A 25,242-nucleotide genomic window follows, 5' to 3' on the forward strand; every position below is an offset into this window, starting at 1 on the left:
CTTGTGTGTCAAAACCTAAACGCCAATATAACAACTCCAAAACATCAAGTTCATCTTGAGTAATAATTCGATCGCTCCATAAGCAGCGCTCTGCGATTGAAAGAATATTCAGACGATCACGTAGCAACAGCCCAGACACGTCATTCAATATCTCTGCTAAATCTAAAGGCTCATCTGAAATATCAGCATAAATCTGCATTTCATCGTCAGTTAAGATAAATCTTAAAATACGCTCGCGGACTTCTAACTGATTAGGGCTATTAATTTGTTGCACATGCAATAAAGCATCAATCAAATGAACAATCTGAGACTTTACTTCCTCAAATGATGTAGGTAAATGAGCAGGCATTAAATTCAATTCGTGCTTCACTTTTTCTAATAACAATGCATCGAGTAAACCAACTTCACCATCGGCCTGAATAATATTAGCTAGTTTGGTTAAAAACTGACGTGCAATACTCGCTGGCATATGCCCAATATTCTTACAAGCATCATGGAAAATCTGCACATGAATACGGCCATCAAGATGAAGTAATGCATCGACAATGGCATGGCTTACAGGTGCATCTTGTGGAATAAATTCACGATATTGTCGAATCATTAAAATCGCAACCATGACTTCACGAGAGCCTGTCGCTGTTTGCATGGCTCTTTGAATCAGTTCTGGGCGCTTCTTATTTTTTCGCAGCTCAGGATTTAACGGTTTAATCGCATCATTTAAAGCAAAGCTGATCGGAGACAAACGCAGCAATGGTAATGGCTGAGGAGAGCTCCAAGGTGTAGTTGCATCTGCTATTTCTTCCTCTAATGAGCGAAATAAACTAAACAGTGGACGACTACGTAACTTTCGTAAATTTTCTAGTTGTAAGTCCTGTAGCAAAGTTGGATTCAACTCATAAATACGGTCTTTAATACTAGGATGAATATTCATCCAGCTTTGCGGACTGAGAGAGTTCGCAAAACACATATGTGAAATAGATTCAGAATATGCACTATGGATCTGAGAACCCGAATGATGCACATAGATACGTAATAATGTCTGAATATTGGCATTATTATTCATTAAATGCATTGTCTTCAAATCATTACGGAAAGTACGACCACTCAAGGTTAGATATTTAATAAAACGTGTAATTAGTATCCCTAAACTGCCGATTAGCCAAATCACGCCTCCAATTGCCACAAAGATTGTCTCGAATTTATTGCGACGATTCGTTGCATAGGGATTATAGCCAGCTTGGGCTAATTTACTTCCCCATTGGCTAAAAGTAGTTAAACCACTATATAAGATTTTGAGTTTGGTATTTTCAACCGCTTCACCTGATAAGATTTGATTGAACTCGTAACTTAACAAACCATACAGTTCTAACTCATCAAGATTCTGCAAAGCTCCCCAAGTCAAAATAATCACAATATCTTGAGACTTGAAGCCTGCTGTTAAAGCATTTACGCCAACTTCATCAGGCAGAACATAAACTGCAGGCGTTTCTATTGCAAAACTTTTAGCGACTTGTTCAGCAACTTTTAAGGCTGTACTTTCTTCAGGTGTACTTTCCTCATAAACCAAACGGCGGGCTTTTAATTGCTTAGCAAGAGAATGACCGCCTTCACGTAACACATAAAATTCAGCCCCAACGGACCAAACCAGCACGAAAAACAATAGCGCAATAAAATATGGACTAAGGACATGCCACCAAATTTGCTGTGTATAATCAAAAAAATGAACCACCAAACCTAAGATTAAATTGAGAATAAAAACTGTCAACAGCATCGCAAGCCAACAAAAACTCATTGACCATGCGATGCTTTTATTTTCAATTAAATAATGGCTCATTTCTTTCAATGTAAATTTTCCTGATTACATTGTTTATAGGTAAATTCAACATCTATCATAAAATAAAAAAGCGGGAATTTCCCGCTTTTCTAAACATAACAAATTATGCTTCTCGAATACCCGTTAAATCAACGGAAGCTGCATCAATATTCACATCGATATAGCCATCTGCATTTTTCTTGGCTGTATCATTACGCTTTTGCTCAAGATCTGTCAGATATTGTTGATTAATACCACCTGCAACATACACACCATCAAAAACAGAGCAATCAAACTCTCTTAAGTCTGGTACTTTGCTGGTACGCACTGCATTTTTCAAATCTTCTAAATCTTGGAAGATTAAGCGGTCAGCACCAATAATTTCACGAATTTCTTCTACACTACGCTCAGAAGCAATTAATTCTGATTTAGCTGGCATATCAATACCATACACGTTTGGATATTTCACCATAGGTGCAGCAGAGGCAAAGAATACTTTTTTCGCACCAGAATCACGTGCCATTTGAATGATCTCATTACACGTTGTACCACGTACAATTGAGTCATCCACCAATAAAACATTCTTGTCTTTAAACTCAAGCTCAACTGGGTTCAACTTTTGACGTACAGATTTTTTACGCTGTTGTTGACCTGGCATGATGAAGGTACGACCGATATAGCGGTTTTTCATAAAACCTTCACGGAATTTTACCCCAAGAATATTGGCCAACTCTAAAGCAGACGTACGACTCGTATCAGGAATAGGAATCACAACATCAATGTCATGCTCTTCACCCCATTCTTTGAGGATTTTATAAGCAAGCTTTTCACCCATTTTCAAACGAGCTTTATAAACTGAAATCCCGTCAATTGTTGCATCTGGACGAGCAAAATAAACGTATTCAAAAATACATGGACGGTATTCTGGATTTACTGCGCATTGCTTCGAGAATAACTGACCTTCACTATCAATAAAGATTGCTTCACCTGGTGCAATATCACGTTCAATTTTAAAACCAAGTGCAGTAATCGCAACCGATTCAGACGCAATGATATACTCTGTACCTTGCTCAGTCTCACGTGAACCATAGATCAATGGACGAATACCATTTGGATCACGGAAGCCAACCAAGCCATGCCCAGTGATCATAGCGACTACACCATAAGCACCTTTGCAACGTTCATGTACACGCGAAACGGTATGAAAAATATCTTCTGGCGTTGGATTTAATGTACCAATTTTCTGCAACTCATGCGCAAATACATTGAGTAAAACTTCAGAATCAGAATCGGTATTCATGTGACGTAAGTCTGTTTTGAACAGGTCATCATGAATTTCTATCGCATTAGTCAAGTTACCATTATGCGCCAAGGTAATACCGTATGGAGAGTTCACATAGAACGGTTGTGCTTCAGCACTGCTTGATGAACCCGCTGTTGGATAACGCACATGACCGATTCCATAATTTCCCAGTAATGCGCGCATGTGACGGGTATGGAATACATCACGCACCATTCCATTATCTTTTCGGAGAAATAATCGCCCTTGATGGCAAGTCACGATCCCCGCTGCATCTTGTCCTCGATGTTGCAACATCGTTAAAGCATCAAATAACATTTGGTTTACTGGCGATTTACCGGCAATCCCAACAACTCCACACATAGCAACCTCGCGACAAGCTAGGAACAGGGTTTAACCCCGATTAATAAAACGGATTTTTGGTTGAATGATCAGAACGTTCATTGACTAATACCCGCTCCGATTCATTGATTTTGCTTGAAGGACGGTGTAATAACGCACCTTCAGATGTCATTTGATGTAATGCTTCATTGGCAGCATCTTTCGATAACTCAGTTGCCAAAGGTGCATAAGGCAGTAAAACTTGTACAAATTTAGATTGTTTCCAGTGCGGTGAACTCTCAACCCAAGGACCTAAACCCTGCATGGTAATGAGGACAATTAATAATCCTTTTAAAGAACCAAAAGCACCGCCTGCTAAACGATTTAATGGGCCCAATTTCAGACTTTTCAAGAGCCCATTCAAAAATGCAGAAACAATCCATGTACACACAACAATGATCAAAACAATAAAAGCAAAAGCTGCAATTTTTTGCACGACTGGATCTTGACTCAAACCAGCCATTGCAGGTGCGAACACCACAGCGTATTTTGCCCCAACGATCAATGCGAATATCCATCCGATCAAGTTCGCAAAGGCTTTTATAAATCCTTGACGCAAACCGTTCAGCCCTCCAATGAGCAAGATGATCAGAATAATGATATCAAGCGTGTTCATTTCACACAGTCATCGCACTAACACAATCTTTTACAAGTTTTGGGCCTGTATAAATTAAGCCACTATATACTTGTACTAAACTAGCACCAGCAAGTTGTTTGGCAACAGCCTCTTCGCCAGACAAGATACCACCAACACCAATCAGTGGGATTTTGCCTTTTAGAATTTTTGAAAACTGTCGTAAACATTCAGTGCTTTTCGCAAAGACTGGCGCGCCAGATAAACCACCTGCCTCATCGCCATGTGCTAAGTTTTCAACACCCTCACGTCCCAAAGTTGTGTTAGTCACAATCAAACCGTCAATTTTAAAACTCAATAATTGATTCGCGATAAACTGAATATCTTCTGTCGTTAAATCTGGTGCAACTTTTAATACTAATGGCACATAATGATTGTATTGTTGCGAAAGTTCTAACTGACGATCTTTTAAAGTCTGTAACAACTCAGTTAATGCATCACCACTTTGTAAGCTACGGAGATTTTTAGTATTTGGTGAGGAAATATTGACTGTAATGTATGAAGCGTAGTTATAAACTTTTTCTAAGCAAATCAAATAATCTGAAACAGCATCTTCTACAGGTGTATCGGCATTTTTACCAATATTAATACCAAGAATTCCCTTAAATTTTGAAGCTTTGACATTTTCAACCAGTTGATCAACACCCTCATTATTGAATCCCATACGATTAATAATTGCTTTCGCTTCAGGAATACGGAATAAGCGAGGTTGTGGATTACCAGCTTGTGGACGTGGTGTGATTGTACCAATTTCAATAAACCCAAAACCTAATGCTGCTAAGGCATCAATGTGCGCACCATTTTTATCCAAACCCGCTGCAAGACCGACAGGATTAGGAAATTGAATCCCCATACATGTCACAGGTTTTGTTTCGACTTTTTGATGCATTAGACCCAATTTATGCGCTTTATCCAGCATAGAAAGTGTGACTTCGTGCGCACGTTCAGGTGCTAAAGTAAACAACAAAGGGCGAGCCAATGAATATAACATACCAATCACAGTCTACTGATTTTCAAGTAACCATATTATAGGCATAGGCTCGTGAAAACACCATGCTTGGCATGGAGTTATTTTAAAGTCTGCTGACATTTCAACCATAGATTATGATTTATTGAACTGTTGCCGTTAATTTGATCTGATTATTGTTAGAAACCATGTCCATTTTTACAATGCTTAACCCCATTTGAGATAATTGCATAAGGAAATTGGCCAATACGGCATAGTTCCGATGTTCTGCAACCAGTTGCAGTTGTTCACCATTTTGCTGTGATGAAACAGCAACTCCCTGTTGTTGTGCCGCGCGCTGGATTTTGTCTGCCGCAGAAAGCTCAAGATCATTCGCAGGTTTCATCGTTGCAGCATTGCTTTGCATCCATACGGTTAAATCTTTTAACTCATTTAGACGCTTTTGCTGCTGGTTTGCCTTGCTATGCATTTGCCAAAGCGCAGTTCCAATCATCACGACAACCACAAAAATAGTAGTGAATATAACCATCACTCTTTCACGTGGTGATAATCTTTGTAAATATTGATCAATCAGTTCTACTTTCTGATCCACAAAGTTTTGTAATTGTGTAAGTGCTTTCATTATTTTACTTTTACCGTCCCGATAGCACCCACACTATCTGCTTGTACATTCCCCAATTCTGCTTGGAAACCTTGTTGATTTAATTGCTGCACCAATGTTTGTAAGTCATTGGCTGCATTTGCCTTTAATGCCATTGATAAAACAGCAGCATCAAAACTCACTTGCTGAGCAACAATTCTGTTTTGCATCAAAATTGGTCCAACTCGACTTAATAATGATAGTGCTTGCGCATCCCCTTGTTTGCTCATTCGCAACTGACTTTCAAATTGGCTTTTAATATTTTGCTCAGTCACACGACTATTTTCACCAAACCAAGATTTATACTGATCCACCGCTTGTAATGCAGTTTGATCAGCAACACGCTTTAATTTCGACCAACGCAATACATCATAACTTAACTGTACAACGATCACTGCCATGAAGACAATTGCAGCGGCTTTCCAGTAACCTGACCACTTTACATTTGAGTTTTTTGCCTTAGGGAATACATTAAAAGGATGTTGCTTAGCACGAATCGGTTGAACGAACTGATAGCTAAATTCGGTACGATGGTCACGATCCGAAACATTTGCCAAATGATCGAGTTGATCTGCATTTAAATTAGCAAATTGATAATGCGTTTCTAATGGCTGAAACTCTAAAAATAGCGCGAGATCATCCACAGAGTTGCCTATATATGCGCCTTCTCGAACCAACAAGTGCTCATACAAGTTAACCATCACCACTTGATCTATTTCAGGTTCTGGTAAAATCAAGAAATCTGGTAAGAATGCAACAATTTCAATAGGTAGCAAACTCAACGCATGTTGCCATGTTTCTACAGCCGATTGTGCTACCCCAAGAATACTCAATTGATCATTATGAAAGTGATGAACAACCTTCATCTGATCAATAGGTAAGGTCACGTATTCTTCTAATAAATATTTGACACCATCATAACCCAATTGCTTATAGTGCATCTTGGTCATCGTTTGTTGCAATATTTGTGCATTACGGCTAGGGAAATAGACAACCGCCTCTTTCCCATGGTACGCCTGTAAGTCTTGAATTAATTGTTCAAGACTACTCGCCTGCACCCAATTTTCCCCAGTCGACCAATACCATGTTCCATTGGTTTCGGGCATCCATATATACAACATCGTTGTTTTATACTCTTATTTTATTGCGGACATAAAGATCTAGATCGTTGGAATAAAACGGTTCTTCTGTGTCGATAAACCGTTAGCTATCACTGCCTGATCATATATACGAGCTTCAGCCAATGCAAATGGTTGGAAATTTTCATGCGTCAATTGTTCAGCAATATGCGCCACAACGTTCATATGACAAACCACCGCAATCGACTCATATGGCAGTTTTGATAGCCATTCAATTGCATCTTTGGCATCATCATCTGGCTTAATTTTATCGCACATTAAAACAGGAATACCCTGAAAATGTGTTTGTATATGTGCCAAAGTCTCTTGAGCTCGTAATAATGGACTAACTACAAAAATTTCAGGGCGTATAACCTCTTTCAAAAAAAGCCCTGTTTGTTCAGCTTGTTGATGCCCACGTTGTGTTAAAGGGCGTTGCATATCGTTTCCATTCACTGCTGGAGACGCTTCACCGTGACGGACTAAAGTTAACTGCATAAAACTACCTTATTCTTTATATTGATATCTTAACTATGCAAGATGACAATTTAATAAATCGATCTGGCTATATATTAAATACTCGTCTTTGTAATGGCTAAACCATGTCATCATCATGCAAAAAATCTTTAAACTTCATGATGAGGTAAGACAAACTCGACATCACTCCGATGACCATTTTTCATTAAAGAAAGTGCGATTGTCATTGGCGGTGCGTTTTCAAAAATCACTTCATAGAGTGCATTGGTAATTGGCATATAAACATCTAGCTCTTCAGCTTTGGTACGCACTTGAACAATCGTATTAATACCTTCGGCTGTTTGACCTAATTCTTTGGTTGCTTGATCTAATGTTTTGCCTGATCCTAATGCATAACCAATTTGGTAATTACGGCTCAACGGACTGTTACAAGTCGCAAATAAATCGCCTACACCTGATAACCCCAAGAATGTAAGTGGATTTGCACCTTGTTTTACTGCAAAACGGCTCATTTCTGCCAAAGCACGAGTTAAGATCATACTCTTAGTATTTTCACCGATGTTGTAGGCAGCACCCATTCCCATCGCAACGGCATAAATATTCTTTAACGCACCACCTAGCTCAACACCATGCACATCATCACTACCAAAAACACGGAATAATGCACTATGTAAAGCATGTTGCACAGCATAGCGGACCAACTCTGACTCACTTGCAATCACGGTACCCGATGGCATACCTGCCATGATTTCTTTGGCTAAGTTTGGACCAGATAGAACACCATAAGGAACTTCGGGTAACTCTTCACGAATAATCTCGCTCATAAAGCTAAAAGTTTTTGCTTCAATCCCTTTCGTTAAAGACACAACGGCTTGTGCACTGATAAATGGTGCAATTTGCTTAAGTACATCTCGATAAGAATGACTTGGTATCGCAACCAAAATAATATCGCGATCACGTACAGCTAACTCTAAGTCAGCAACTGCGTGTAAAGCAGGCTCCAAAGTATAGTCTGGCAAATAACGCTTATTAATATGTGTTTGATTAATTTCTTCGGCTACTGCCGCATCACGTATCCAAATCATGGTATCGCAGCCATTTCGTGCTGCCAAGTTCGCCATAGCAGTACCAAAACTACCGCCACCGAGAACTGTAATTCTCAACGCTGTTTTTTGATCTACTGCAACAGGTTCAACCAAATCAGTAAATTTTAACTCTGCCATTTTCTATCCTGAAACTCATTATTCTTTAATCATTAAAATTAAATATGTAACTAAGGGGTTTGCCATACTGTCATAAAAGCTCGGCTATCTATTTCTGCACGAGGAGGAATTGCTTTAGCAGCTGTCCCAACATAAATAATACCGGAGATCAAATCTTGTTCTTTCAACCCCAATTGCTGTTTAAGCCAATTTGACTCTACAACCGCTCCAGAACGCCACATCGTGGCAAAACCTTGAGCTTGAAGAGATAATAAAAAATTCTGTACCGCAGCACCCGTACTTAAAATTTGTTCGAAGTGAGGAACTTTAGGATGGTCTTGCAGTGTTGTGAGCGCTAAAACCAACATAGGCGCACGAAAGGGATGATGTTTAACGCGCTCCAAATGTGCAGGCTCAGTTTCGCCTAAGTCTGCTAAAGCATTTGCTAAAAACTCACCAAAAGCAGCACGTTGATCAGCACCCACAATGACAAAACGTGTTGGTTTCAAACGATGATGATCAGGCGCAGTTAAAGCAGCCTGAACTGCTTTTTCGATTTGTTGAGTATCTGGTGCGGGTTCAATTAATTGCCCAATAGATTGACGTTGATGAATATTTTGATGAATTGTCTCTATTTTGGAGTCCGCCATTAATATAAATCTAACTAGCACAAGGATTTCGCTAGATTAGCATAATCTTATTCTTTTTCACTATGGGTAATTTTGGCTTGATGTATATTCATGGTTTACAACACCCTATCAATTACTTTTCTTACTAAGTTTCACAACAAACTGTACATAAGCTGCCAAAGAAATTGAAAATTCTATGCTCAAATAATCAAATAACTTTTTGACTAGAGAAAAGCAATGAAAAAAACTTTAATTTTTAGCTTACTAGGTAGTGTTGCACTTGGACTTACGGCATGTGCATCTTCCCCTACCCACACCTTAGCCATTCAGAAAGAAAATAATCATTATGAAGTAACAGGTATAGGCAAAACCAGCTTAATTGCTAAAAACAATGCTGTCAGTGCTGCTCAAAAAACCTGTACACGAAACACATCACCAGTCTTAGTTGACGAGAAAGTTGCCTATCAAGGTGTACTTAAAGGTGTTGTCGATGAAGAGACTGGAAAACTGGTTGAAGCTGCTGCTGGTGTGATTGGCACCATTACAGGACGAAACGCATCTTTAGCTAAAGATGATGACTATCAAACCACGCTGACATTTTACTGTAAAGCCAATTCGTAAACGAAAAAAAGCCGATGTTTGAAACATCGGCTTTTTTATTATCTGAATCCTATTGAGCTTCACTTGCTGCTACTTCAGCATCCTCAACATCAGTATTCTTTTCATCTAAAATCGGTTTATCAATTGCATCAATAGCTGCCTGTTGTTCTGGCGATGTTTGAACTGATTCAACCTCTGCTGCTTGTTCAGCATTTTTTGCTTCTTCTTTTTTTGCACACGCTGTTAACATAACAGTTGGTGCTACCATTAAAGCAATAAGTGTTAACTTCAAATTCATTACAGCTTCCCATCATAACTGGTTAGTTTGATGACAATCATATTGCAACAATATGACATTTTTATGACTAAGACGAAATTTAATCAAAAAAAGAGCCGACTTTCATCGACTCAATTTTAGAATATATAACTAAATCAATTATTAATATTGATTTAACTAGTTAGCTTATGCACGCTCAAGCAAAACAGCAACGGCTGGTAGAGTTTTGCCTTCAACAAACTCCAAGAATGCACCACCACCCGTTGAGATATAGCCAATTTGATCAGCAACTTGATACTTATCAATCGCCGCTAATGTGTCACCACCGCCAGCGATAGAAAAACCAGCTGACTCAGCAATTGCTAAAGAAAGTGTCTTTGTCCCTTCACCAAACTGATCAACCTCAAATACACCGACAGGACCATTCCATAGAATCGTTTTAGATGACTTCAAGATTTCAGCAAATGATTTTGCAGTCTCAGGGCCAACATCTAGAATCATATCTGTATCAGCGACATCTTCTACTTTTTTCACAACTGCTTGTGCATTTGCCAAAGAACCTAAGAAATCTTCGAAATTGATTTGGCTTGCATCTGCAACCACAACATCAGTTGGTAAAGGTACGCTTACTTTGGCAGCGATTTGTTTTGCAGTCTCAACCAAATCCGCTTCGTACAATGATTTACCGACATTGAAACCAGCAGCAGCCAAGAAGGTGTTTGCAATACCACCACCCACAATCAACTGATCACAGATTGTAGAAAGTGAATTAAGTACGTCTAGCTTAGTTGAAACTTTAGAACCAGCAACAATTGCCACCATTGGCTTTTCAGGTGTTTGCATCGCTCGACCAAGTGCATCTAACTCAGCAGCCAATAATGGACCCGCTGCTGCAATTGGAGCAAAACGTGCTGCACCTTCAGTTGATGCTTCGGCACGGTGTGCAGTTCCAAATGCATCCATCACGAATACATCACAAAGCGCTGCATATTTTTTCGCAAGCGCTTCATTATTTTTCTTTTCACCATGATTGAAACGAACGTTTTCAAGTAAAACGACTTGCCCCGCTTCAACCTCAACACCCTCTAGGTAATCTGTAAATAGTTTTACCTCTTGCCCCAATGCTTTGGTTAAATAAGCTGCTACAGGCGCAAGCGATTGTTCTGGTTTTGGCTCACCTTCTACAGGACGACCAAGATGAGAAAACACCATCACAGCCGCGCCTTTCTCTAAAGCCGCTTTGATAGTAGGCAATGCAGCACGTAAACGTGCATCACTCGTAATTTCCCCATTTTTTACAGGAACGTTTAAGTCTTCACGAATAAGAACACGTTTACCTGCTAAATCAAGGTCAGTCATGCGCTGAAAATTCATGGATGGCTCTCTAGTTGATTTAAAAAACGGCACAATTTTAAATGATTATCAAAAATAAAGGTGAGTTTTTTTACAGAAAAGCTGCCGAAAGCGTCACTTTTGATTATGATAATGAGTACCACTGAATTTTTATAGAATTATGTCTATTCATCCAGATCCAAAAATCAATCGTTTGAACGTTCTCGGCGAGCCATTAGCAAGTTGTTGCTTTGACCCGATTACTGGTTATTTTCGCAATGGTTTTTGCCATACAGCGGTCAGTGATCTAGGCCAACACACCATGTGTGTGCAAATGACCTCAGATTTCTTAAATTTTTCTCAAAAAATGGGCAATGATTTGATTACACCTTTGCCTGAAATCGAATTCCCAGGTTTAAAACCAGGTGACTTTTGGTGCATTTGTGTGACGCGTTGGGTAGAAGCTTATCAAGCTGGTCACGCTCCGCCTGTGAAATTAAATGCTTGTCACAATGCTGTCTTGCACTACGTGCCTCTCAATGTGCTTGCGGAATATGCTGTCTAATGAATAGCTTGGAACTCATATTGGCATCGAGTAGCCAAACCCGTAAAGAACTTATGGACCGTTTGCGATTGAACTATCATTGTATTTCACCCGATATTGATGAGTCAGCAAACGGTGAATTACATGCCGATGATCTGGCAAAACGTTTAGCTTATGAAAAAGCCCGTGTGATTGCAGAACAACATCCAAACGCAATTGTGATCGGTTCAGATCAAGTCGCATGGCGAGAACATGCGCCTTATGACTTTATTGGAAAGCCACTTACTGTTAAAAATGCAATCCAACAGTTACAAGCCAATTCGGGTAACACCGTTTTTTTCAGCACTGGACTCAGTGTTCAACATCAACAGTCTGGTTTTGAAACGACGCTAGTTCAACATTACCAAGTCAAATTTCGTCATCTGACACTCAGTGAAATTGAACGCTATATTGAAATTGATCAACCCTTGCATTGTGCAGGCAGTTTTAAGTGTGAGAGTCTGGGCATTAGCTTATTTGAAAAAATGCTTGGTGATGATCAAACCACGTTAATGGGTCTACCCATGATTCAGCTTTGTAAGATCTTACGTGAATTTGGGATAAATGCGCCTTAAACAGTCGCGAGTCGTTGCATTACCCAGTTTTGAAAAGCAATTACACTCGGATGATTGAGATTTCGCTTAGGAATAACACTGTAATAACAAAGATTATCCATGCCCTCAATTTGAAAAGATGGACTCTCTAACAACCAACCTTGAGTAACAGTTTGCTGGACTAAAATTTTACTTACATAAGCTACTCCTTGCCCTGCAAGTGCGGCTTGAATGACTTGATTCTCATCTTCAAAATACTCAACCGTGGGGCAAACTTGACCAAATCGCTGCAATAAAATATCAGACTGATCATGTTTTAATAAATTCTCATTTTTCCATTGAGTCACTAGCAATTTCACATCAGAATTTTCCTCCTCTCTATCACGCCAATATTGTTGTGTCGCAAATAAACCAAATTGGTCATTTATAATCTTGCTCACCTGAATATGTTTTTTATCAACAAAGCCATAACGAATGGCCATATCAAATTTTAGATCATGATCGATATCAATTAATCGATCATCTGCTTTGACCTGCACTTCAATATCTGGATATTGTGTTTTAAAAACATGTAATTGAGGAACTAACCACATTGCCGCAAAAGCATTTGTGGTGCTGATGGTAATATGCTTGGAATATGTTGTGAGTTCTAATAGTGTTTGTTTCAATTCTGAGATTAATCGAATACTCACTTCAGCGAGCTTTTTACCCTCATCCGTCAAAGTTACGATCCTGAATCCTCGAATAAATAGCTTAATTCCCAACTCTTTTTCTAATTCACTAATCTGATGTGAAATCGCAGTGGGTGAAACATTTAATTCATACGCTGCAGCTTTAAAACTACCTAACCGTGCAGTTGCCTCAAACACTTTTATACTATTTAGTGGTGGTAATCGCTTCAACATCCTGTACTTCTTTAAAGATGAGAAAAACTCATCTTACACACAAATAATGTCATTTGTCAGCAGATTGCAAAATCCTCTACCTTGAAGATCTAGTAATCAAATCGAGTACAATTAAAATGACTAACTTATTACATATTGATGCCAGTGTCCGCTCATTCCTTGGCGAAGGTGAGAAACATAGTTCAATTTCTAAAATGTTAGGACATCTCTTTATCACTGATTGGAAAAAGCAACACCCTCATGATCCAATCACATATCGAGATCTAGCAGAACATACACCAAATTTTATTTCCCAAGACTGGCTGGGAGCAGTATTTACCACGGAAGAAAAAAGAACTGAAGTTCATAAAATGATACTAAGAGAATCTGATCAATATATTAATGAAGTCGCAATCGCAGATATCATCTTAATTACGACGCCAATGTATAATTATGGGATGCCTGCTGCCCTAAAAGCATGGTTTGATCAAATTATAAGAATCAATAAAACCTTTACTTTTGACTTAGCTAGAGGTGATTTTCCTTTGGCACCTATATTTTCAAATAAAACCTTAATTTTACTCAATTCATGTGGAGAGTTTGGTTTTGGTGATGGGGAAATTAGAGAACACATGAATCATCTGGGTACACACATCAAAGTGCTTAGTCATTACTTGGGTGTAAATCAATTCTTTGAAATTCGATCTGAATATCAGGAGTTCGGTGATCAGAGACATCTTGACTCCCTTAATGCTGCAAAACATCAAGTTAGACAACTCGTTGTAGATTTATCTCAGGATCAATCCAAAGCAAAACTAACTGCTTAAAACTGGTTAACATTTCAACCAATTGTATCTACACTGGCGTTCCCCTCACTCAAATATCTTCTTGAATGAGGGGAACCAACTTATTCTTCAACACTAATCACTTTCTTCGGCAAAGCAAACCAAATAAATACCGTCAACACCAAAAAGAAGGTAGCCGCCACTTCTAATACAGCACGATGCGATTGACTAAAAGCATGTTGCGCCGCAGAAATCACTTGATCAGCAACGATTGGCGATACCTGTTTAGCTGCTTGCACAGCCTCACCAATCGAAGCACTAACTTGAGCCATCAATGATTGAGGAAGTTCGCTTGGTAATATGATTGCTTGAGCATAGAACCAAGAGAGCAATAACCCAAAGAAAGCAATACCGAAACCAGCACCAAGTTCATAGGCCATTCCTTCAATCGCACCAGCAGCACTCGCCTTGGTTGGTGGCACTGATGACATGATTGCAGAGGTAGACGCAAGCAAAGCAATCTCAACGCTCAATCCCAATGTTCCCATCCATGCCCAAGCTTGCAATTTTGCTTGCATAAAGTCTGTATTGGCTAATCCCCACAAACTTATGGCACTCATCAACATTCCAAGACTTGCTATTAAGCGTAGACCAAAGCGATTGACCAAAATACTAGCAATAGGTCCGCCTAAACTAAATGCCAACATGAAGGGTAAAATAAACATCCCTGCTGCCAATGGCGATAGCTCATAAACAAACTGTAACTCCTGAGAAATCAGTAATTCAAAACCAACCAAAGCCATCATTGAGACGACTGCCATCACCATACCTGTGGCAATCACAGGATGCTTAAATAATTGAATATCAATCATTGGTGATGTAGCCGTTAATTGTGTACGGATAAAACCTATTAATAAGCCAAAGCCCACAACAAACATCACAACCACACTCATACTGAAAGCATGCATTGCTGTTTTTACTGCATAAATGATGCACAAAATAGCAACCACCAGCACCAAGGCTTGTATTAAGTTTAAGCTTTGTTTAGGTTGTCCTTGCTGTTTTGGAATCACCCAGTAGGCCATGATCAATACCAATATAACGATTGGAATATTGATTAGAAATACGGCCCCCCAATGAAAATGCTCTAGTAAAAACCCACCAAATAAGGGACCGAAGGCTGCACCACCGCCCCCAACCGTCGTCCAAATACCTAGTGCAATATTGCGCTGTTTTTCATCCAAAAAGGTATTACGTACAGCTGAGAGCGTCGCTGGTAAAATCATGGCCGCGCCCACAGCTAAAAGTGCTCTAGATGTAATCAACATCCAAGCTGTAGATGAAAATGCAGCCATCAATGATGCTAAACCAAACAGAGCTGCACCGATCATCATTAAGCGTTTAAACCCAATGCGATCTCCTAACGCGCCCATCGGTAAAATGAGCCCAGCCATGACTAAAGAATAAATATCAATAATCCACAACAGCTCATTATTCGATAGTGACAACGCATCAATGAGTGTTGGCGCAGCAACGTGTAGGACTGTTGCATCTATAACAACGGGAAGATAGATCAATGCGATGATTGCAAGAATTAACCACTTGCGTGACATAAAATGCCTCTAAATTTGGACAGGTGTTCAATTTCAGCTATTATAATCAAAATTGAACACTTGTCCAATTTTAAAATTTAAGTTAGTTTGTTGCAGCTTCCGCTACAATTTCATCGGATTTTTAGAAATGGCCTATTTAAATCGAGAACAACGTCGTGAAATGATTCTTCAAGCTGCAATGCAAGTTGCCTTGAACGAAGGATTCTCGGCAATGACTGTGCGTCGTATTGCAATCGAAGCTCAAACGTCAACAGGACAAGTGCATCATCACTTTGCTTCTAGTTCTCATTTAAAAGCCGAAGCATTTATTAAACTGATGCAACAATTAGATGAAATCGAAAATCAAGTAACGACCAACAGCTATTTACAACGTCTATCCTTGTTTTTAGGTTGTGAAAATATTGAGCAAATTCAACCCTATCTGCGTCTATGGAATGAAGCTGAAGTTCTGATTGAGCAAGACCAAGAAATCAAGAATGCATACAACATCGCGATGCAAGATTGGCATCAATCCATAGTTGCTATGATTGATGAAGGAAAAGATAAGGGAGAGTTTAAATTCGATTCAAAGAGTAGAGACATTGCTTGGCGATTGATCGCATTTGTATGTGGTCTAGAAGGGATTTATAAACTCGGCCTCAATGGTTTAAATGAAGCCGATTTTAAACGCCATGTAGAAGCGATTATTCAGGCGGAGCTATATACTTAAATTAATGATCGTGGGCATGTAGCTCGTGATCCTCAACACCCTCATCCATACCTTGAACAATTCCACGACCATTTTTGATTTCAGCAGTATAATTTCCCTTATCTGTATAAATCTGCATGATCGTGTACTGATCTTTTTGGCTTTGGGTTATGGTAAAGAAATTTAGCTCAGGATTTACTTGCTGAAATCGACCATGCCACCGCAAAATATCATCATCAATCTTTTCAATTTCAACTATTTCCCCACTACGATTCAAACCATATTCAAGCATTTGAAATCGGACTTCATCACCGATTTTTTTGGTTTCAATGATATTTTCATCATAGCGAATCGCCATACCTTTGCCACTTTTTGCCAACGGTAAAAGAGTATTCGCCTCTAAGTCACCAGCCTGAATTTCATGAAATAAAACCGTTTCTTTCGCAGCTTTCTCTAACTCTGTCTTTGATAGTGTTAAATTGTGACGCGGATAAATTGAATCGGTTCGGTTAAAGGATTCCTGCTCTTTCGTTACAGCATTGTCTTGAACTAATGCTTTAACATTATTGGGTTTCAGGAAAATTAATAAAGTAGCAATCACGATGAACGTGACTGCTAGCAAAAGTAAAATTTTAGAGTGCTTCATATGATTGAAATCACTTAATTATATTGAGAAATACGAACAGTGTTGGCATTAATGACACTTACTGCATCTTTTTTACCTTCCTCGCCTAAACGTACTCCGTACTTAGGATTATAGAGATAAGGGCTTGAATAAAAGTTTAAATTATTTCCACCTAAAGCTGTGCTACCAAGCGGATGTGTAAAGCCCGAACCAATCTGACTTGAATCACCATGATATAGACCTAAATTATGGCCAATTTCATGACGCATTGCAGCTACTGAACAACCTGAAATGTCGTTTGTACCAATCATATTGTAGGCACTTGCATTTACATAAGCCCAACCACAACCACCATTCCCTGGCTCATTCCCTTGATAATAAACGCCATCTGCCAATACACGTTTACGTTCAGTTTGTACGGTTGTATCAGAACGACCAATGCTCAGAACAGCAGTTAATGTATCCCCTGGAATTTTATAGGTAATATAGCCAGTTTTGCGCAAATAGAACTTTGCAGATGAGTTTTCAGCCGTAACATTTGTTAAGCTTAATCCTTCAATCATACGAAGTTTTGCAGCACTTTCTCCCAAGATCGTTGAAACCTCTGGACTATTTACAAACAACATATCAATTGTATGGCTATCAGCAGCCCATCCTTGCTGCGTATAAACAAATCGGCGTGTTTCACCATTTTGCAGAACAGTTGAAAGCCCGTTAGATGCCAAAATGAAGCTGTTTGAATCTGCAGTTGAGGCCAAAATTACTTTATCTCCAATCTGAGCACTCGCAGGTAGATTGATTGATTGTCTCCAATTACTATTCGACACTTTCACCTTTAAAGTTGGTTCAGTCATGTTCGGCAGGACAGATGCAATGTTTGAGGTACTTTCAATATTCTTTATCGGCGCAGACATTAGCACCCAATGCCCTTTATCACTTACATACATGAACTCATATTGATCTCCTGTTTTGAGCATCAAAGAAGCACTGCTATTAATGTTGGTGTTATTGATTTTGGCTGTCCAAGTTGCGGTGGACTTTACTAAGATTCGATCTCGGTCATTCGCAGTGGATGGTAAAGTAAAATTAGTGACCCAGTTTGCATTGGCAAAATTTACTTCCGTTACCGGTGCCGAGACTGCATTCAAATTTGTTCCAATATCTTTTACATTGAGTTTAATCGGTTTAATGAATTCTGGTACCCACTTTTGTAATGCTGAATTGTACTTAAACCAATACTCACTACCATTCTGCAAATTAAAACTACTTGGAAACAGTAAATTATTCGTCGCAATCATTGATGGATATGTGGCCGTTGAAGTAACTTGAACTAATGTTCCATCATTAACATTAGTTGGTAACGCGATTGTTTGTGCCCATTTACCATCAGCTAATGAAATATGTTGTAACTTTGCACTAGTAAGTGTGATTTCTTCAAATGGCATACCATTGGTTGGGCTCACAGCACTCAATTGCGCCACCCATTTTTTTTGATTGCCATCATAAGTAAACTGAAACACATCACCACTTTGAATTTCGAGTACTTCGATCGGTAGATTTGTATTGGAAGTATCTAGATAGCTCTTCCAACCTGCACTCGATTGAATCGTAATTTTATCTTGGTGATTGGCTGTATTTGGCAAATAAATATTTTTGACCCAATTACCGTTTGCCAAAACAAACTTTAAATCTGCGTAACCACTTGGAATAATTCCACTATTGTTAAGTTGATTTGGAGATAGTGTGGTTGAAGCATACACTGCTGAAGCTGCAATTAGACTTGCAAAACAAATCGCTTTAATTCCAAATTTCATTTTCACCTTTCCTTTTAAGTATATTTTTTACACAACAAACACTACCAAACCAAATCAGACTTATCAATTATTTTAAAAATTTTCCGATTAAATATCATATATTTATTTTTATCAAAATTTAACAAAAAGCTATTAAACAAATCAAAAAAATACGTAATAAGTAGGAGTGGCTTTATAAATTTGAGTTTAAACCATATCACATCAAAGTTTAAAATATGATCGAGAACCAAGACTCAAAGATCATTAAAACTCATTAACAGTTCTAAATAATATAACTAAATACCCAACTCTATTCTGGAAAAAAATGTTCTTAGATATTACATAAAAAAAGATGGTTTAGAACCATCCTTTTCTCCCCTTTAAGACTTGATCTGCACATCTTAAAGCTTCTTGGCTCAAACCCCATAAGCGGTAATCACCTGTTGCGGAGGTAATATTAAAATTATGTGTGTAAGCAAAACTGAGCTCTCGATCGGAATCGCACCATGCACCAGAACCATTAAAGCCAACATGACCAAAACCGTGTGGTGCACGTTTTCCCATAGTAAGAATTCGGTGATAACCCAAACGCCAATGCATTGGGATTGGCATAACACGATCTCGTCCTTTCGATTGTACAGTCCCTAACTGCTTGAAAATTTCAGGCTTGATCAACTGTTCACCATTCCACAGACCTTTATTAGCAAGCATAGCGTAAACTCTAGCTAAGCTATCAGCAGTGAATACACCATTTGCAGCAGGAATAACGGCCTGCAAACCAGCATCACTAAAAAAGCTGAAATTACCCATTCCTTTTGGAATCATTGCATCTTTAAAATCTTGTGGACTTTGTCCTGATAACTCTAACAGTTTTTCTGATAATGACGGTTTTCGTGTTTGAGTACTTTTTCTATTTTCAGATTTCGAAGCAACAGAAGTTTTAGGTTTGGATATTAAACGAGCTACACGATCCAATTCAGAACTTGGAACACCAAAATACGCTCCATTTAATCCAAGTGGTTGCACCAAATAACGTTGCATTAGCCAGCTCAATGGTTGCTTGGCTGCCTTTTCAATCACACCACCAAGAATCCAACCATAGGTCAATGGTTGATAAGCAAAGCCTTTCCCAGCGGCAAAGCGCGGTGTAGCTTTGGCTATTACATCCAGCATATACGACCAATCGAGCATTTCTGTTGCTGTCTCGATGAGATTTCGAATATCAAATAAACCTGTCTGGTGAGATAGGACATGTCTTAAAGTAATATATTGCTTTCCATTTTGAGCAAATTCCGGCCAATATTTTGCAATCGGCTCATCATAATCAAGCAAACCTTCACTCACTAAAATATGAGCAAGTGTAGCTAAAATTCCTTTGCCAGTTGAATAACACATAGCCAAAGTATCAGACTGCCAATCTTCTTCTTGTGATTTTTTACCTGTAAATATATCGACAACTTTTTGACCTTGAAAATAGACAACTAAAGCTGCTCCACCCTGATGGCTTCTTGCATCTTGAAATCGACTAAATTGAGTTGCTAAATCTAGGAATCGTTCATCAACAGTGCCATGATAGTTTTGAGTATTGGCCAAAAGGAATTCTTTAATCAAAGTACGCATCCTTATAATCATTTTATTGTAAGACAATCTCTCCTGCGAACAGAAGAGATGTAAATCTAAGGAATTAATTAAAGCTTAAATTGCTTTTACTGTTCCAGCGACATGTGGCTTTTTAGATTTCAAATTACGTATCAAAAATTCAGTTTGCTTCGCTTCATTCGCTGTTAAAAACTCAACTGTTGATGGTAAATACATTGGTAATTTAAACCACACATCCGCTTCATAAGCTGATGGCAATTCAATACTAGCTAATGCTTTTGCCTTACTCCACATACCATGCGCAATTGCTTGTTTAAAACCGAATGCTTTCGCAGTCACAGCATGAATATGAATCAGGTTAAAATCACCTGAAATTACGGCATAACGGCGGCCTGTATTTTCAGAAATATTCCATTCAGCTTGTGGCTGATAAGCTGGCTCTTTGGTTTCTTTCGCTTTCTCAGCAGCTTTTTTCTCAGTTTTTTGGCGAGATAAGTAAGTGGTTAGACTTTCCATCACCACTTCACCACCTACTTTTGCAGTTGTGATGAAATCAAACTGCAAGCCTTTATCATGTGGTTGCAACTCACCAAATTTACATGACAATGTAATTTGTTCATCTACACCAATTTTGCGTGTTTGTTTGATCTGGTTACGAATATGCACCAAACCTAAAATCGCAAATGGGAACGCTTCACTCGTCATCATGTGCATTTGCAAGCTTTGAGATAATACTGCCAAGTAAATTGCAGGTACGAATCCATCATTTTTAAAACCACAAATTTCGTTGTAGGTTTCTAAATGTTTTGTATCAATCTTGAGTGTATCAACCACATATTCAACTTGTGGCAAAACTTTTTCACCTTTCGGCTTTTTGAAAATTAAACCTTGGATAACTTTTGGATAAGCTAAATAAGGTTTTGGTAATTGACTAAAATGACGTGTATTCATAATAAACCTTTCTATATTTTTATAAAAAAGGGATGCGCTAGCACCCCTCTTCAAAACCTTAATGCTTAAGCACCTAACAAGCTTTGACCACAAACGCGTACAACGTTACCAGTCACACCTGTTGAACCGGTTGATGCATACCAAGCGATCGCTTCAGCGACATCTACAGGTAAACCGCCTTGATTCATTGAGTTCATACGACGACCTGCTTCACGAATCGCAAAAGGAATCGCTGCAGTCATCTGAGTTTCAATAAAACCTGGTGCAACAGCATTGATGGTAATGCCATTCTTTAATGTAGGCGCAGTGAACTTCACCAAACCAATTACACCCGCTTTGGAAACAGCATAGTTAGTTTGACCTAAGTTACCAGCGATACCACTGATAGATGATACACAAACGATACGACCATTTGCATTTAAACCATCATTAGAAAGTAAGTAATCGTTAACGCGCTCAATTGCTGATAAGTTAATGTTGATTACAAGATCCCAAAGCTCAGGCTTCATATTTGCCAAAGTTTTGTCACGAGTAATACCAGCGTTGTGAACAATTACGTCCAAACCACCCTGCTTGGCAGCAGCAGTTTTAATTTTTTCACCCGCATCCGCAGCAGTGATGTCAATTGCCAATACTGAACCACCAATTGAACCAGCAACACGCTCTAAATCAGCTTGTTGTTGTGGAACATCTAAGCAAATTACATGCGCGCCATCACGAGCAAGAACTTGTGCAATTGCCTCACCGATACCACGGCTTGCACCTGTAACTAGCGCAGTTTTACCTGCCAATGGTTTTGCCCAGTCAATATCTACAACATCTGCTTTTGAAACACGAATCACTTGACCCGATACGTAAGCTGAACGTGGAGAAATTAGAAAACGTAACGTAGATTCTAGATTCGCTTCAGCACCTTGATCAACATATACAACTTGAGCAGTAATACCTTTTTTAAATTCTTTACCAACAGATTTGACAAAACCTTCAAGTGCGCGTTGTGCAATTGCTTGTTTTACTGTTTTAGCCGTTTCAGGTGTTGTACCAACAACGATAACTCGACCCGAACTTGAAATTTGACGAGCGATTGGATTAAAGAAATCATACAACGCTTTAAGCTGTTCAGAATCCTGAATGCCAGAAGCATCGAATACAACTGCTTTAAATTTTGACTCTTTGTCATCTGCGTTTAATGGACGAAGATTCAAACCTACTTTTGCAGCTGTTTGTTGTAATTCAACATTGTTTCCTACGTAGCTATCCGCATGAATATTGCTAAGAACCTGAGCAATCGCAGCAGAATTTGTACTTGAAGGTGCTGCGCCAAGCAATACTGCACCATTCACAACAGGTTGAGCATTTTCAAAACGATCTAGAACTACAGGTGATGGTAAACCTAGATTTTTTACAACAAATTTACCCAAAGGTGATTGTGTAAATGCTTGGTATTGATCGGTCATGGTTATTATCTCTCATACAAATGAATTTTTTACAAACATGTGATTTTTGTTTGGTATATAACATAAAATCAATGTTTGATTGACTCATAGCAAATCATACTTGAGTTCATGTCTAGATGTCTTGACCTGAATGTGGTCTAAAGCGTCATTCTAGTCAATACAGCAATATTTGAAATATGCTATGGTTATATTAAGAATATCCCTATTATGCTTGGAAAAGCCTTATGAGCAAAACAACTCAAGAAAATCCAGCAGTCGAGAATTCTGCTGAAGAGAATGTGTCAAATACATCAAAAGCAACTTCGACTAGAAGTAAAAGTACGAGCACAACTCCTAAAGCAGCAAGTACGGCAACTAAAACGACTCGCACTCGTTCAACTAGTAGCCGTAGCACCAAAAGCACTGCTTCTTCTGCAACCACAAAAGCAGCTACAGCTAAAACAACCAAACCTTCTGTTCAACAGGATAAAACCATGAGCCAAAACACCGTTCGTCGTGTAGCCATTATCGGCGGTAACCGTATTCCTTTCGCTCGCTCTAACGGCGCATATTTCACAGCTTCGAACATCGACATGTTTACTGCTGCGTTAAACGGTTTGGTTGAGCGTTTCAACCTACAAGGTCAGCGCTTAGGTGAAGTTGTTGCTGGTGCAGTATTAAAACACAGCCGTGACTTCAACATGACTCGTGAGTGTGTTTTAAACACTCAACTTGCTCCTGAAACTCCAGCTTGTGATCTTCAACAAGCTTGTGGTACTGGTTTGCAAGCAGCATTCCAAGTCGCAAACAAAATTGCTTTAGGTCAAATCGAAGTGGGTATCGCTGGTGGTGTTGATACAACATCTGATGCTCCAATCGCTTTCGGTGATGGTTTACGTAAAGCTTTGCTTGAACTTAACATCGCTAAAACTGGTAAAGATCGTTTAAAAGCTTTATCTAAAATCAACATTAAAGATCTTATGGATGCGCCTAAAAATGGTGAGCCACGTACTGGTTTGTCTATGGGTGATCACCAAGCAATTACTGCTCTTGAGTGGGGTATTGCACGTGAAGATCAAGACGCTTTAGCTGCTTCTTCTCACCAAAAAATGGCGAAAGCATACGAAGAAGGTTTCTTCGATGACCTAATTACACCATTCCTAGGTTTAAGCCGTGACAACAACTTACGTGCTGACTCTACAGCTGAGAAATTAGCTAAATTAAAACCTGTATTTGGTAAAGGCGAAGCTGCAACGATGACTGCGGGTAACTCTACTCCACTTACTGATGGTGCATCATGCGTACTTTTAGCCTCTGAAGAATGGGCTAAAGCAAATGGTCACGAAGTTCTTGCTTACTTAACTTTCTCTGAAACAGCTGCAGTTGATTTCGTTGGTAAGAAAGAAGGCTTATTGATGGCACCTGCTTATGCAGTTCCGCGTATGCTTGAACGTGCTGGTCTTAAACTTCAAGATTTCGACTACTATGAAATCCACGAAGCATTTGCATCACAAGTTCTTTCTACTTTGAAAGCATGGGAAGATGAAAAATTCTGTAAAGAGCGTTTAGGTTTAGATGCACCTTTAGGTTCGATTGATCGTAGCAAGTTAAACGTTAAAGGTTCTTCTTTAGCTGCTGGTCATCCATTCGCTGCTACTGGTGGTCGTATCATCGCAACTGCTGCGAAGATCTTAAACCAAAAAGGTTCAGGTCGTATCTTAGTTTCGATCTGTGCTGCTGGTGGTCAAGGTGTAACGGCTATTATTGAAAAATAACTGCTAGCTTGACACAAAAAGGGATTAAATCTTTGGATTTAATCCCTTTTTTATTATAATTATGATTAAATAAACCAATATCTATAAAAATATAGCACATGCAGTCATTTCTATTTGATCAACTCTTTTACATTGGTACTTGGCATCCAATATTCTTGATCATGCTATTTGCTTTTGGATTCTATCTGGCAGAGCTATCATTTAAAAAGGCTCTAGTTATACACCCTATTCATCACTTTAAAACTGGAAAAAGATTATTCAATAGTTCTTTTGGTGCTTCGCTATCTTTTTTAATAACTTATGCTCTTAATTTCAATTTTATTTTCTACCTAACGTTTTGTATTTTTGTTCCTTATATCTTAGTAAGTAAAACGTATCATCAAGCACAAAATGGATATTAAAACATGTGGTTATTCATCATAAATATCTTCCTATTTTTGGGGCTATGTTTTGTTCTACTCCATTTCTTAGCTGGTGAAGAACAACATTTATCTATTATTATATTTTTGGCTATTTGTCTTTGGGGAGTAAGTTTCTTTGTTTCTGCTTTACATCTAGCTAATAAAATTCATTCTTAGGTTATTTA

Annotated in this window: 24 protein-coding genes; 6 read left to right on the plus strand and 18 right to left on the minus strand. The window is 38.8% G+C overall.

Translation table 11 applies throughout. From position 1 onward, the window contains the following. The 9 genes from HMPREF0023_RS04465 to HMPREF0023_RS04505 form a co-directional block, all read right to left on the minus strand. Positions 1-1,843 (minus strand): M48 family metalloprotease (locus HMPREF0023_RS04465; RefSeq protein ID WP_223804339.1); only part of this gene is annotated, 1,843 nt, incomplete at its 3' end. Between the two features lie 94 nt (positions 1,844-1,937). Continuing rightward, on the minus strand, positions 1,938-3,476 hold the full coding sequence (gene purF, locus HMPREF0023_RS04470) for an amidophosphoribosyltransferase (protein ID WP_005090262.1): 1,539 nt from the start codon (positions 3,474-3,476) through the stop codon (positions 1,938-1,940). 40 nt (positions 3,477-3,516) lie between these two features. Further along, positions 3,517-4,110, minus strand: a complete 594-nt coding sequence (locus HMPREF0023_RS04475; RefSeq protein WP_004639385.1) for a CvpA family protein — start codon at positions 4,108-4,110, stop codon at positions 3,517-3,519. A 1-nt stretch (position 4,111) separates the two neighbouring features. After that, positions 4,112-5,119, minus strand: coding sequence for a quinone-dependent dihydroorotate dehydrogenase (locus tag HMPREF0023_RS04480; protein WP_004639386.1), 1,008 nt, complete (start codon positions 5,117-5,119; stop codon positions 4,112-4,114). 118 nt (positions 5,120-5,237) lie between these two features. After that, positions 5,238-5,717 (minus strand): type II secretion system protein GspM, encoded by a 480-nt coding sequence (gene gspM / locus HMPREF0023_RS04485; RefSeq protein WP_005090261.1) that lies wholly within the window; start codon positions 5,715-5,717, stop codon positions 5,238-5,240. Beyond that, positions 5,717-6,856, minus strand: coding sequence for a type II secretion system protein GspL (gene gspL / locus HMPREF0023_RS04490; RefSeq protein WP_008941307.1), 1,140 nt, complete (start codon positions 6,854-6,856; stop codon positions 5,717-5,719). The genes gspM and gspL overlap by 1 nt, the downstream gene beginning before the upstream one ends. Positions 6,857-6,895: 39 nt before the next feature. Then, a complete protein-coding gene (gene sixA / locus HMPREF0023_RS04495; RefSeq protein ID WP_005082761.1) occupies positions 6,896-7,351 on the minus strand; it encodes a phosphohistidine phosphatase SixA in 456 nt (151 codons plus the stop codon). 128 nt (positions 7,352-7,479) lie between these two features. Next, entirely contained in the window at positions 7,480-8,553 is a 1,074-nt protein-coding gene (locus tag HMPREF0023_RS04500; protein WP_004639390.1) for an NAD(P)H-dependent glycerol-3-phosphate dehydrogenase, read from the minus strand. A 50-nt stretch (positions 8,554-8,603) separates the two neighbouring features. Continuing rightward, positions 8,604-9,182: a nitroreductase gene (locus HMPREF0023_RS04505; RefSeq protein WP_005090127.1), complete on the minus strand. Its 579-nt coding sequence runs from the start codon at positions 9,180-9,182 to the stop codon at positions 8,604-8,606. Positions 9,183-9,398: 216 nt separating this feature from the next. Here HMPREF0023_RS04505 and HMPREF0023_RS04510 point away from each other — a divergent pair, with 216 nt between their 5' ends. Next, positions 9,399-9,782, plus strand: coding sequence for a hypothetical protein (locus HMPREF0023_RS04510; protein WP_005082757.1), 384 nt, complete (start codon positions 9,399-9,401; stop codon positions 9,780-9,782). 49 nt (positions 9,783-9,831) lie between these two features. Here the strand turns inward: HMPREF0023_RS04510 and HMPREF0023_RS04515 are convergent, their stop codons facing one another. Then, a complete protein-coding gene (locus HMPREF0023_RS04515; RefSeq protein WP_005082755.1) occupies positions 9,832-10,059 on the minus strand; it encodes a hypothetical protein in 228 nt (75 codons plus the stop codon). Between the two features lie 165 nt (positions 10,060-10,224). After that, complete coding sequence (locus tag HMPREF0023_RS04520; protein WP_005090121.1) at positions 10,225-11,412, minus strand: phosphoglycerate kinase; 1,188 nt, start codon at positions 11,410-11,412, stop codon at positions 10,225-10,227. 139 nt (positions 11,413-11,551) lie between these two features. Here HMPREF0023_RS04520 and HMPREF0023_RS04525 point away from each other — a divergent pair, with 139 nt between their 5' ends. Further along, positions 11,552-11,935, plus strand: a complete 384-nt coding sequence (locus HMPREF0023_RS04525) for a DUF2237 family protein (protein WP_004639395.1) — start codon at positions 11,552-11,554, stop codon at positions 11,933-11,935. Next, positions 11,935-12,528 (plus strand): Maf family protein, encoded by a 594-nt coding sequence (locus HMPREF0023_RS04530; RefSeq protein ID WP_005090117.1) that lies wholly within the window; start codon positions 11,935-11,937, stop codon positions 12,526-12,528. Before HMPREF0023_RS04525 ends, HMPREF0023_RS04530 begins: the two co-directional genes overlap by 1 nt. Here HMPREF0023_RS04530 and HMPREF0023_RS04535 read toward each other — a convergent pair. Next, positions 12,525-13,412, minus strand: a complete 888-nt coding sequence (locus HMPREF0023_RS04535; RefSeq protein WP_005090115.1) for a LysR family transcriptional regulator — start codon at positions 13,410-13,412, stop codon at positions 12,525-12,527. The genes HMPREF0023_RS04530 and HMPREF0023_RS04535 overlap by 4 nt on opposite strands. Positions 13,413-13,528: 116 nt before the next feature. Here HMPREF0023_RS04535 and HMPREF0023_RS04540 point away from each other — a divergent pair, with 116 nt between their 5' ends. Next, entirely contained in the window at positions 13,529-14,218 is a 690-nt protein-coding gene (locus HMPREF0023_RS04540) for an FMN-dependent NADH-azoreductase (RefSeq protein ID WP_005090113.1), read from the plus strand. Positions 14,219-14,298: 80 nt separating this feature from the next. Here HMPREF0023_RS04540 and HMPREF0023_RS04545 read toward each other — a convergent pair whose 3' ends face one another. After that, positions 14,299-15,789, minus strand: a complete 1,491-nt coding sequence (locus tag HMPREF0023_RS04545; protein WP_005090111.1) for a SmvA family efflux MFS transporter — start codon at positions 15,787-15,789, stop codon at positions 14,299-14,301. A 127-nt stretch (positions 15,790-15,916) separates the two neighbouring features. On the opposite strand from HMPREF0023_RS04545, the gene HMPREF0023_RS04550 reads away from it, so the two are divergent. Then, entirely contained in the window at positions 15,917-16,498 is a 582-nt protein-coding gene (locus HMPREF0023_RS04550) for a TetR family transcriptional regulator (RefSeq protein ID WP_005090109.1), read from the plus strand. A 1-nt stretch (position 16,499) separates the two neighbouring features. On the opposite strand, the gene cpaB is transcribed toward HMPREF0023_RS04550, so the two are convergent. From cpaB to HMPREF0023_RS04580, 5 genes are all read right to left on the minus strand, one after another. Next, positions 16,500-17,123 (minus strand): metalloprotease secretion chaperone CpaB, encoded by a 624-nt coding sequence (gene cpaB, locus HMPREF0023_RS04555; protein ID WP_005090107.1) that lies wholly within the window; start codon positions 17,121-17,123, stop codon positions 16,500-16,502. 14 nt (positions 17,124-17,137) lie between these two features. Further along, a complete protein-coding gene (cpaA, locus tag HMPREF0023_RS04560; protein ID WP_005090105.1) occupies positions 17,138-18,916 on the minus strand; it encodes a metalloendopeptidase CpaA in 1,779 nt (592 codons plus the stop codon). A gap of 336 nt (positions 18,917-19,252) precedes the next feature. After that, positions 19,253-20,506: a serine hydrolase domain-containing protein gene (locus tag HMPREF0023_RS04570; protein ID WP_026056319.1), complete on the minus strand. Its 1,254-nt coding sequence runs from the start codon at positions 20,504-20,506 to the stop codon at positions 19,253-19,255. Positions 20,507-20,590: 84 nt separating this feature from the next. Beyond that, entirely contained in the window at positions 20,591-21,445 is an 855-nt protein-coding gene (locus HMPREF0023_RS04575; RefSeq protein ID WP_004639405.1) for a MaoC family dehydratase, read from the minus strand. 65 nt (positions 21,446-21,510) lie between these two features. Next, positions 21,511-22,902, minus strand: coding sequence for a 3-oxoacyl-ACP reductase (locus tag HMPREF0023_RS04580; RefSeq protein WP_005082733.1), 1,392 nt, complete (start codon positions 22,900-22,902; stop codon positions 21,511-21,513). Positions 22,903-23,126: 224 nt separating this feature from the next. On the opposite strand from HMPREF0023_RS04580, the gene HMPREF0023_RS04585 reads away from it, so the two are divergent. Continuing rightward, a complete protein-coding gene (locus HMPREF0023_RS04585) occupies positions 23,127-24,656 on the plus strand; it encodes an acetyl-CoA C-acetyltransferase (protein ID WP_004639407.1) in 1,530 nt (509 codons plus the stop codon). The last annotated feature ends 586 nt before the right edge of the window (positions 24,657-25,242 follow it).

The sequence above is a fragment of the Acinetobacter sp. ATCC 27244 genome (genome assembly GCF_000156555.1).
Lineage (GTDB): Bacteria > Pseudomonadota > Gammaproteobacteria > Pseudomonadales > Moraxellaceae > Acinetobacter > Acinetobacter haemolyticus.

Excerpts from the sequence above, each read along its gene's own strand:
- cpaA (WP_005090105.1), bottom strand. The coding sequence starts at position 18,916 with ATGAAATTTGGAATTAAAGCGATTTGTTTTGCAAGTCTAATTGCAGCT.
- HMPREF0023_RS04535 (WP_005090115.1), bottom strand. The coding sequence starts at position 13,412 with ATGTTGAAGCGATTACCACCACTAAATAGTATAAAAGTGTTTGAGGCA.
- HMPREF0023_RS04585 (WP_004639407.1), top strand. The coding sequence starts at position 23,127 with ATGAGCAAAACAACTCAAGAAAATCCAGCAGTCGAGAATTCTGCTGAA.
- HMPREF0023_RS04545 (WP_005090111.1), bottom strand. The coding sequence starts at position 15,789 with ATGTCACGCAAGTGGTTAATTCTTGCAATCATCGCATTGATCTATCTT.
- sixA (WP_005082761.1), bottom strand. The coding sequence starts at position 7,351 with ATGCAGTTAACTTTAGTCCGTCACGGTGAAGCGTCTCCAGCAGTGAAT.
- HMPREF0023_RS04530 (WP_005090117.1), top strand. The coding sequence starts at position 11,935 with ATGAATAGCTTGGAACTCATATTGGCATCGAGTAGCCAAACCCGTAAA.
- HMPREF0023_RS04580 (WP_005082733.1), bottom strand. The coding sequence starts at position 22,902 with ATGACCGATCAATACCAAGCATTTACACAATCACCTTTGGGTAAATTT.
- HMPREF0023_RS04500 (WP_004639390.1), bottom strand. The coding sequence starts at position 8,553 with ATGGCAGAGTTAAAATTTACTGATTTGGTTGAACCTGTTGCAGTAGAT.
- HMPREF0023_RS04575 (WP_004639405.1), bottom strand. The coding sequence starts at position 21,445 with ATGAATACACGTCATTTTAGTCAATTACCAAAACCTTATTTAGCTTAT.
- HMPREF0023_RS04475 (WP_004639385.1), bottom strand. The coding sequence starts at position 4,110 with ATGAACACGCTTGATATCATTATTCTGATCATCTTGCTCATTGGAGGG.
- gspM (WP_005090261.1), bottom strand. The coding sequence starts at position 5,717 with ATGAAAGCACTTACACAATTACAAAACTTTGTGGATCAGAAAGTAGAA.
- HMPREF0023_RS04510 (WP_005082757.1), top strand. The coding sequence starts at position 9,399 with ATGAAAAAAACTTTAATTTTTAGCTTACTAGGTAGTGTTGCACTTGGA.
- HMPREF0023_RS04550 (WP_005090109.1), top strand. The coding sequence starts at position 15,917 with ATGGCCTATTTAAATCGAGAACAACGTCGTGAAATGATTCTTCAAGCT.
- HMPREF0023_RS04525 (WP_004639395.1), top strand. The coding sequence starts at position 11,552 with ATGTCTATTCATCCAGATCCAAAAATCAATCGTTTGAACGTTCTCGGC.
- purF (WP_005090262.1), bottom strand. The coding sequence starts at position 3,476 with ATGTGTGGAGTTGTTGGGATTGCCGGTAAATCGCCAGTAAACCAAATG.
- HMPREF0023_RS04505 (WP_005090127.1), bottom strand. The coding sequence starts at position 9,182 with ATGGCGGACTCCAAAATAGAGACAATTCATCAAAATATTCATCAACGT.
- HMPREF0023_RS04540 (WP_005090113.1), top strand. The coding sequence starts at position 13,529 with ATGACTAACTTATTACATATTGATGCCAGTGTCCGCTCATTCCTTGGC.
- HMPREF0023_RS04480 (WP_004639386.1), bottom strand. The coding sequence starts at position 5,119 with ATGTTATATTCATTGGCTCGCCCTTTGTTGTTTACTTTAGCACCTGAA.
- HMPREF0023_RS04520 (WP_005090121.1), bottom strand. The coding sequence starts at position 11,412 with ATGAATTTTCAGCGCATGACTGACCTTGATTTAGCAGGTAAACGTGTT.
- gspL (WP_008941307.1), bottom strand. The coding sequence starts at position 6,856 with ATGTTGTATATATGGATGCCCGAAACCAATGGAACATGGTATTGGTCG.
- HMPREF0023_RS04515 (WP_005082755.1), bottom strand. The coding sequence starts at position 10,059 with ATGAATTTGAAGTTAACACTTATTGCTTTAATGGTAGCACCAACTGTT.
- cpaB (WP_005090107.1), bottom strand. The coding sequence starts at position 17,123 with ATGAAGCACTCTAAAATTTTACTTTTGCTAGCAGTCACGTTCATCGTG.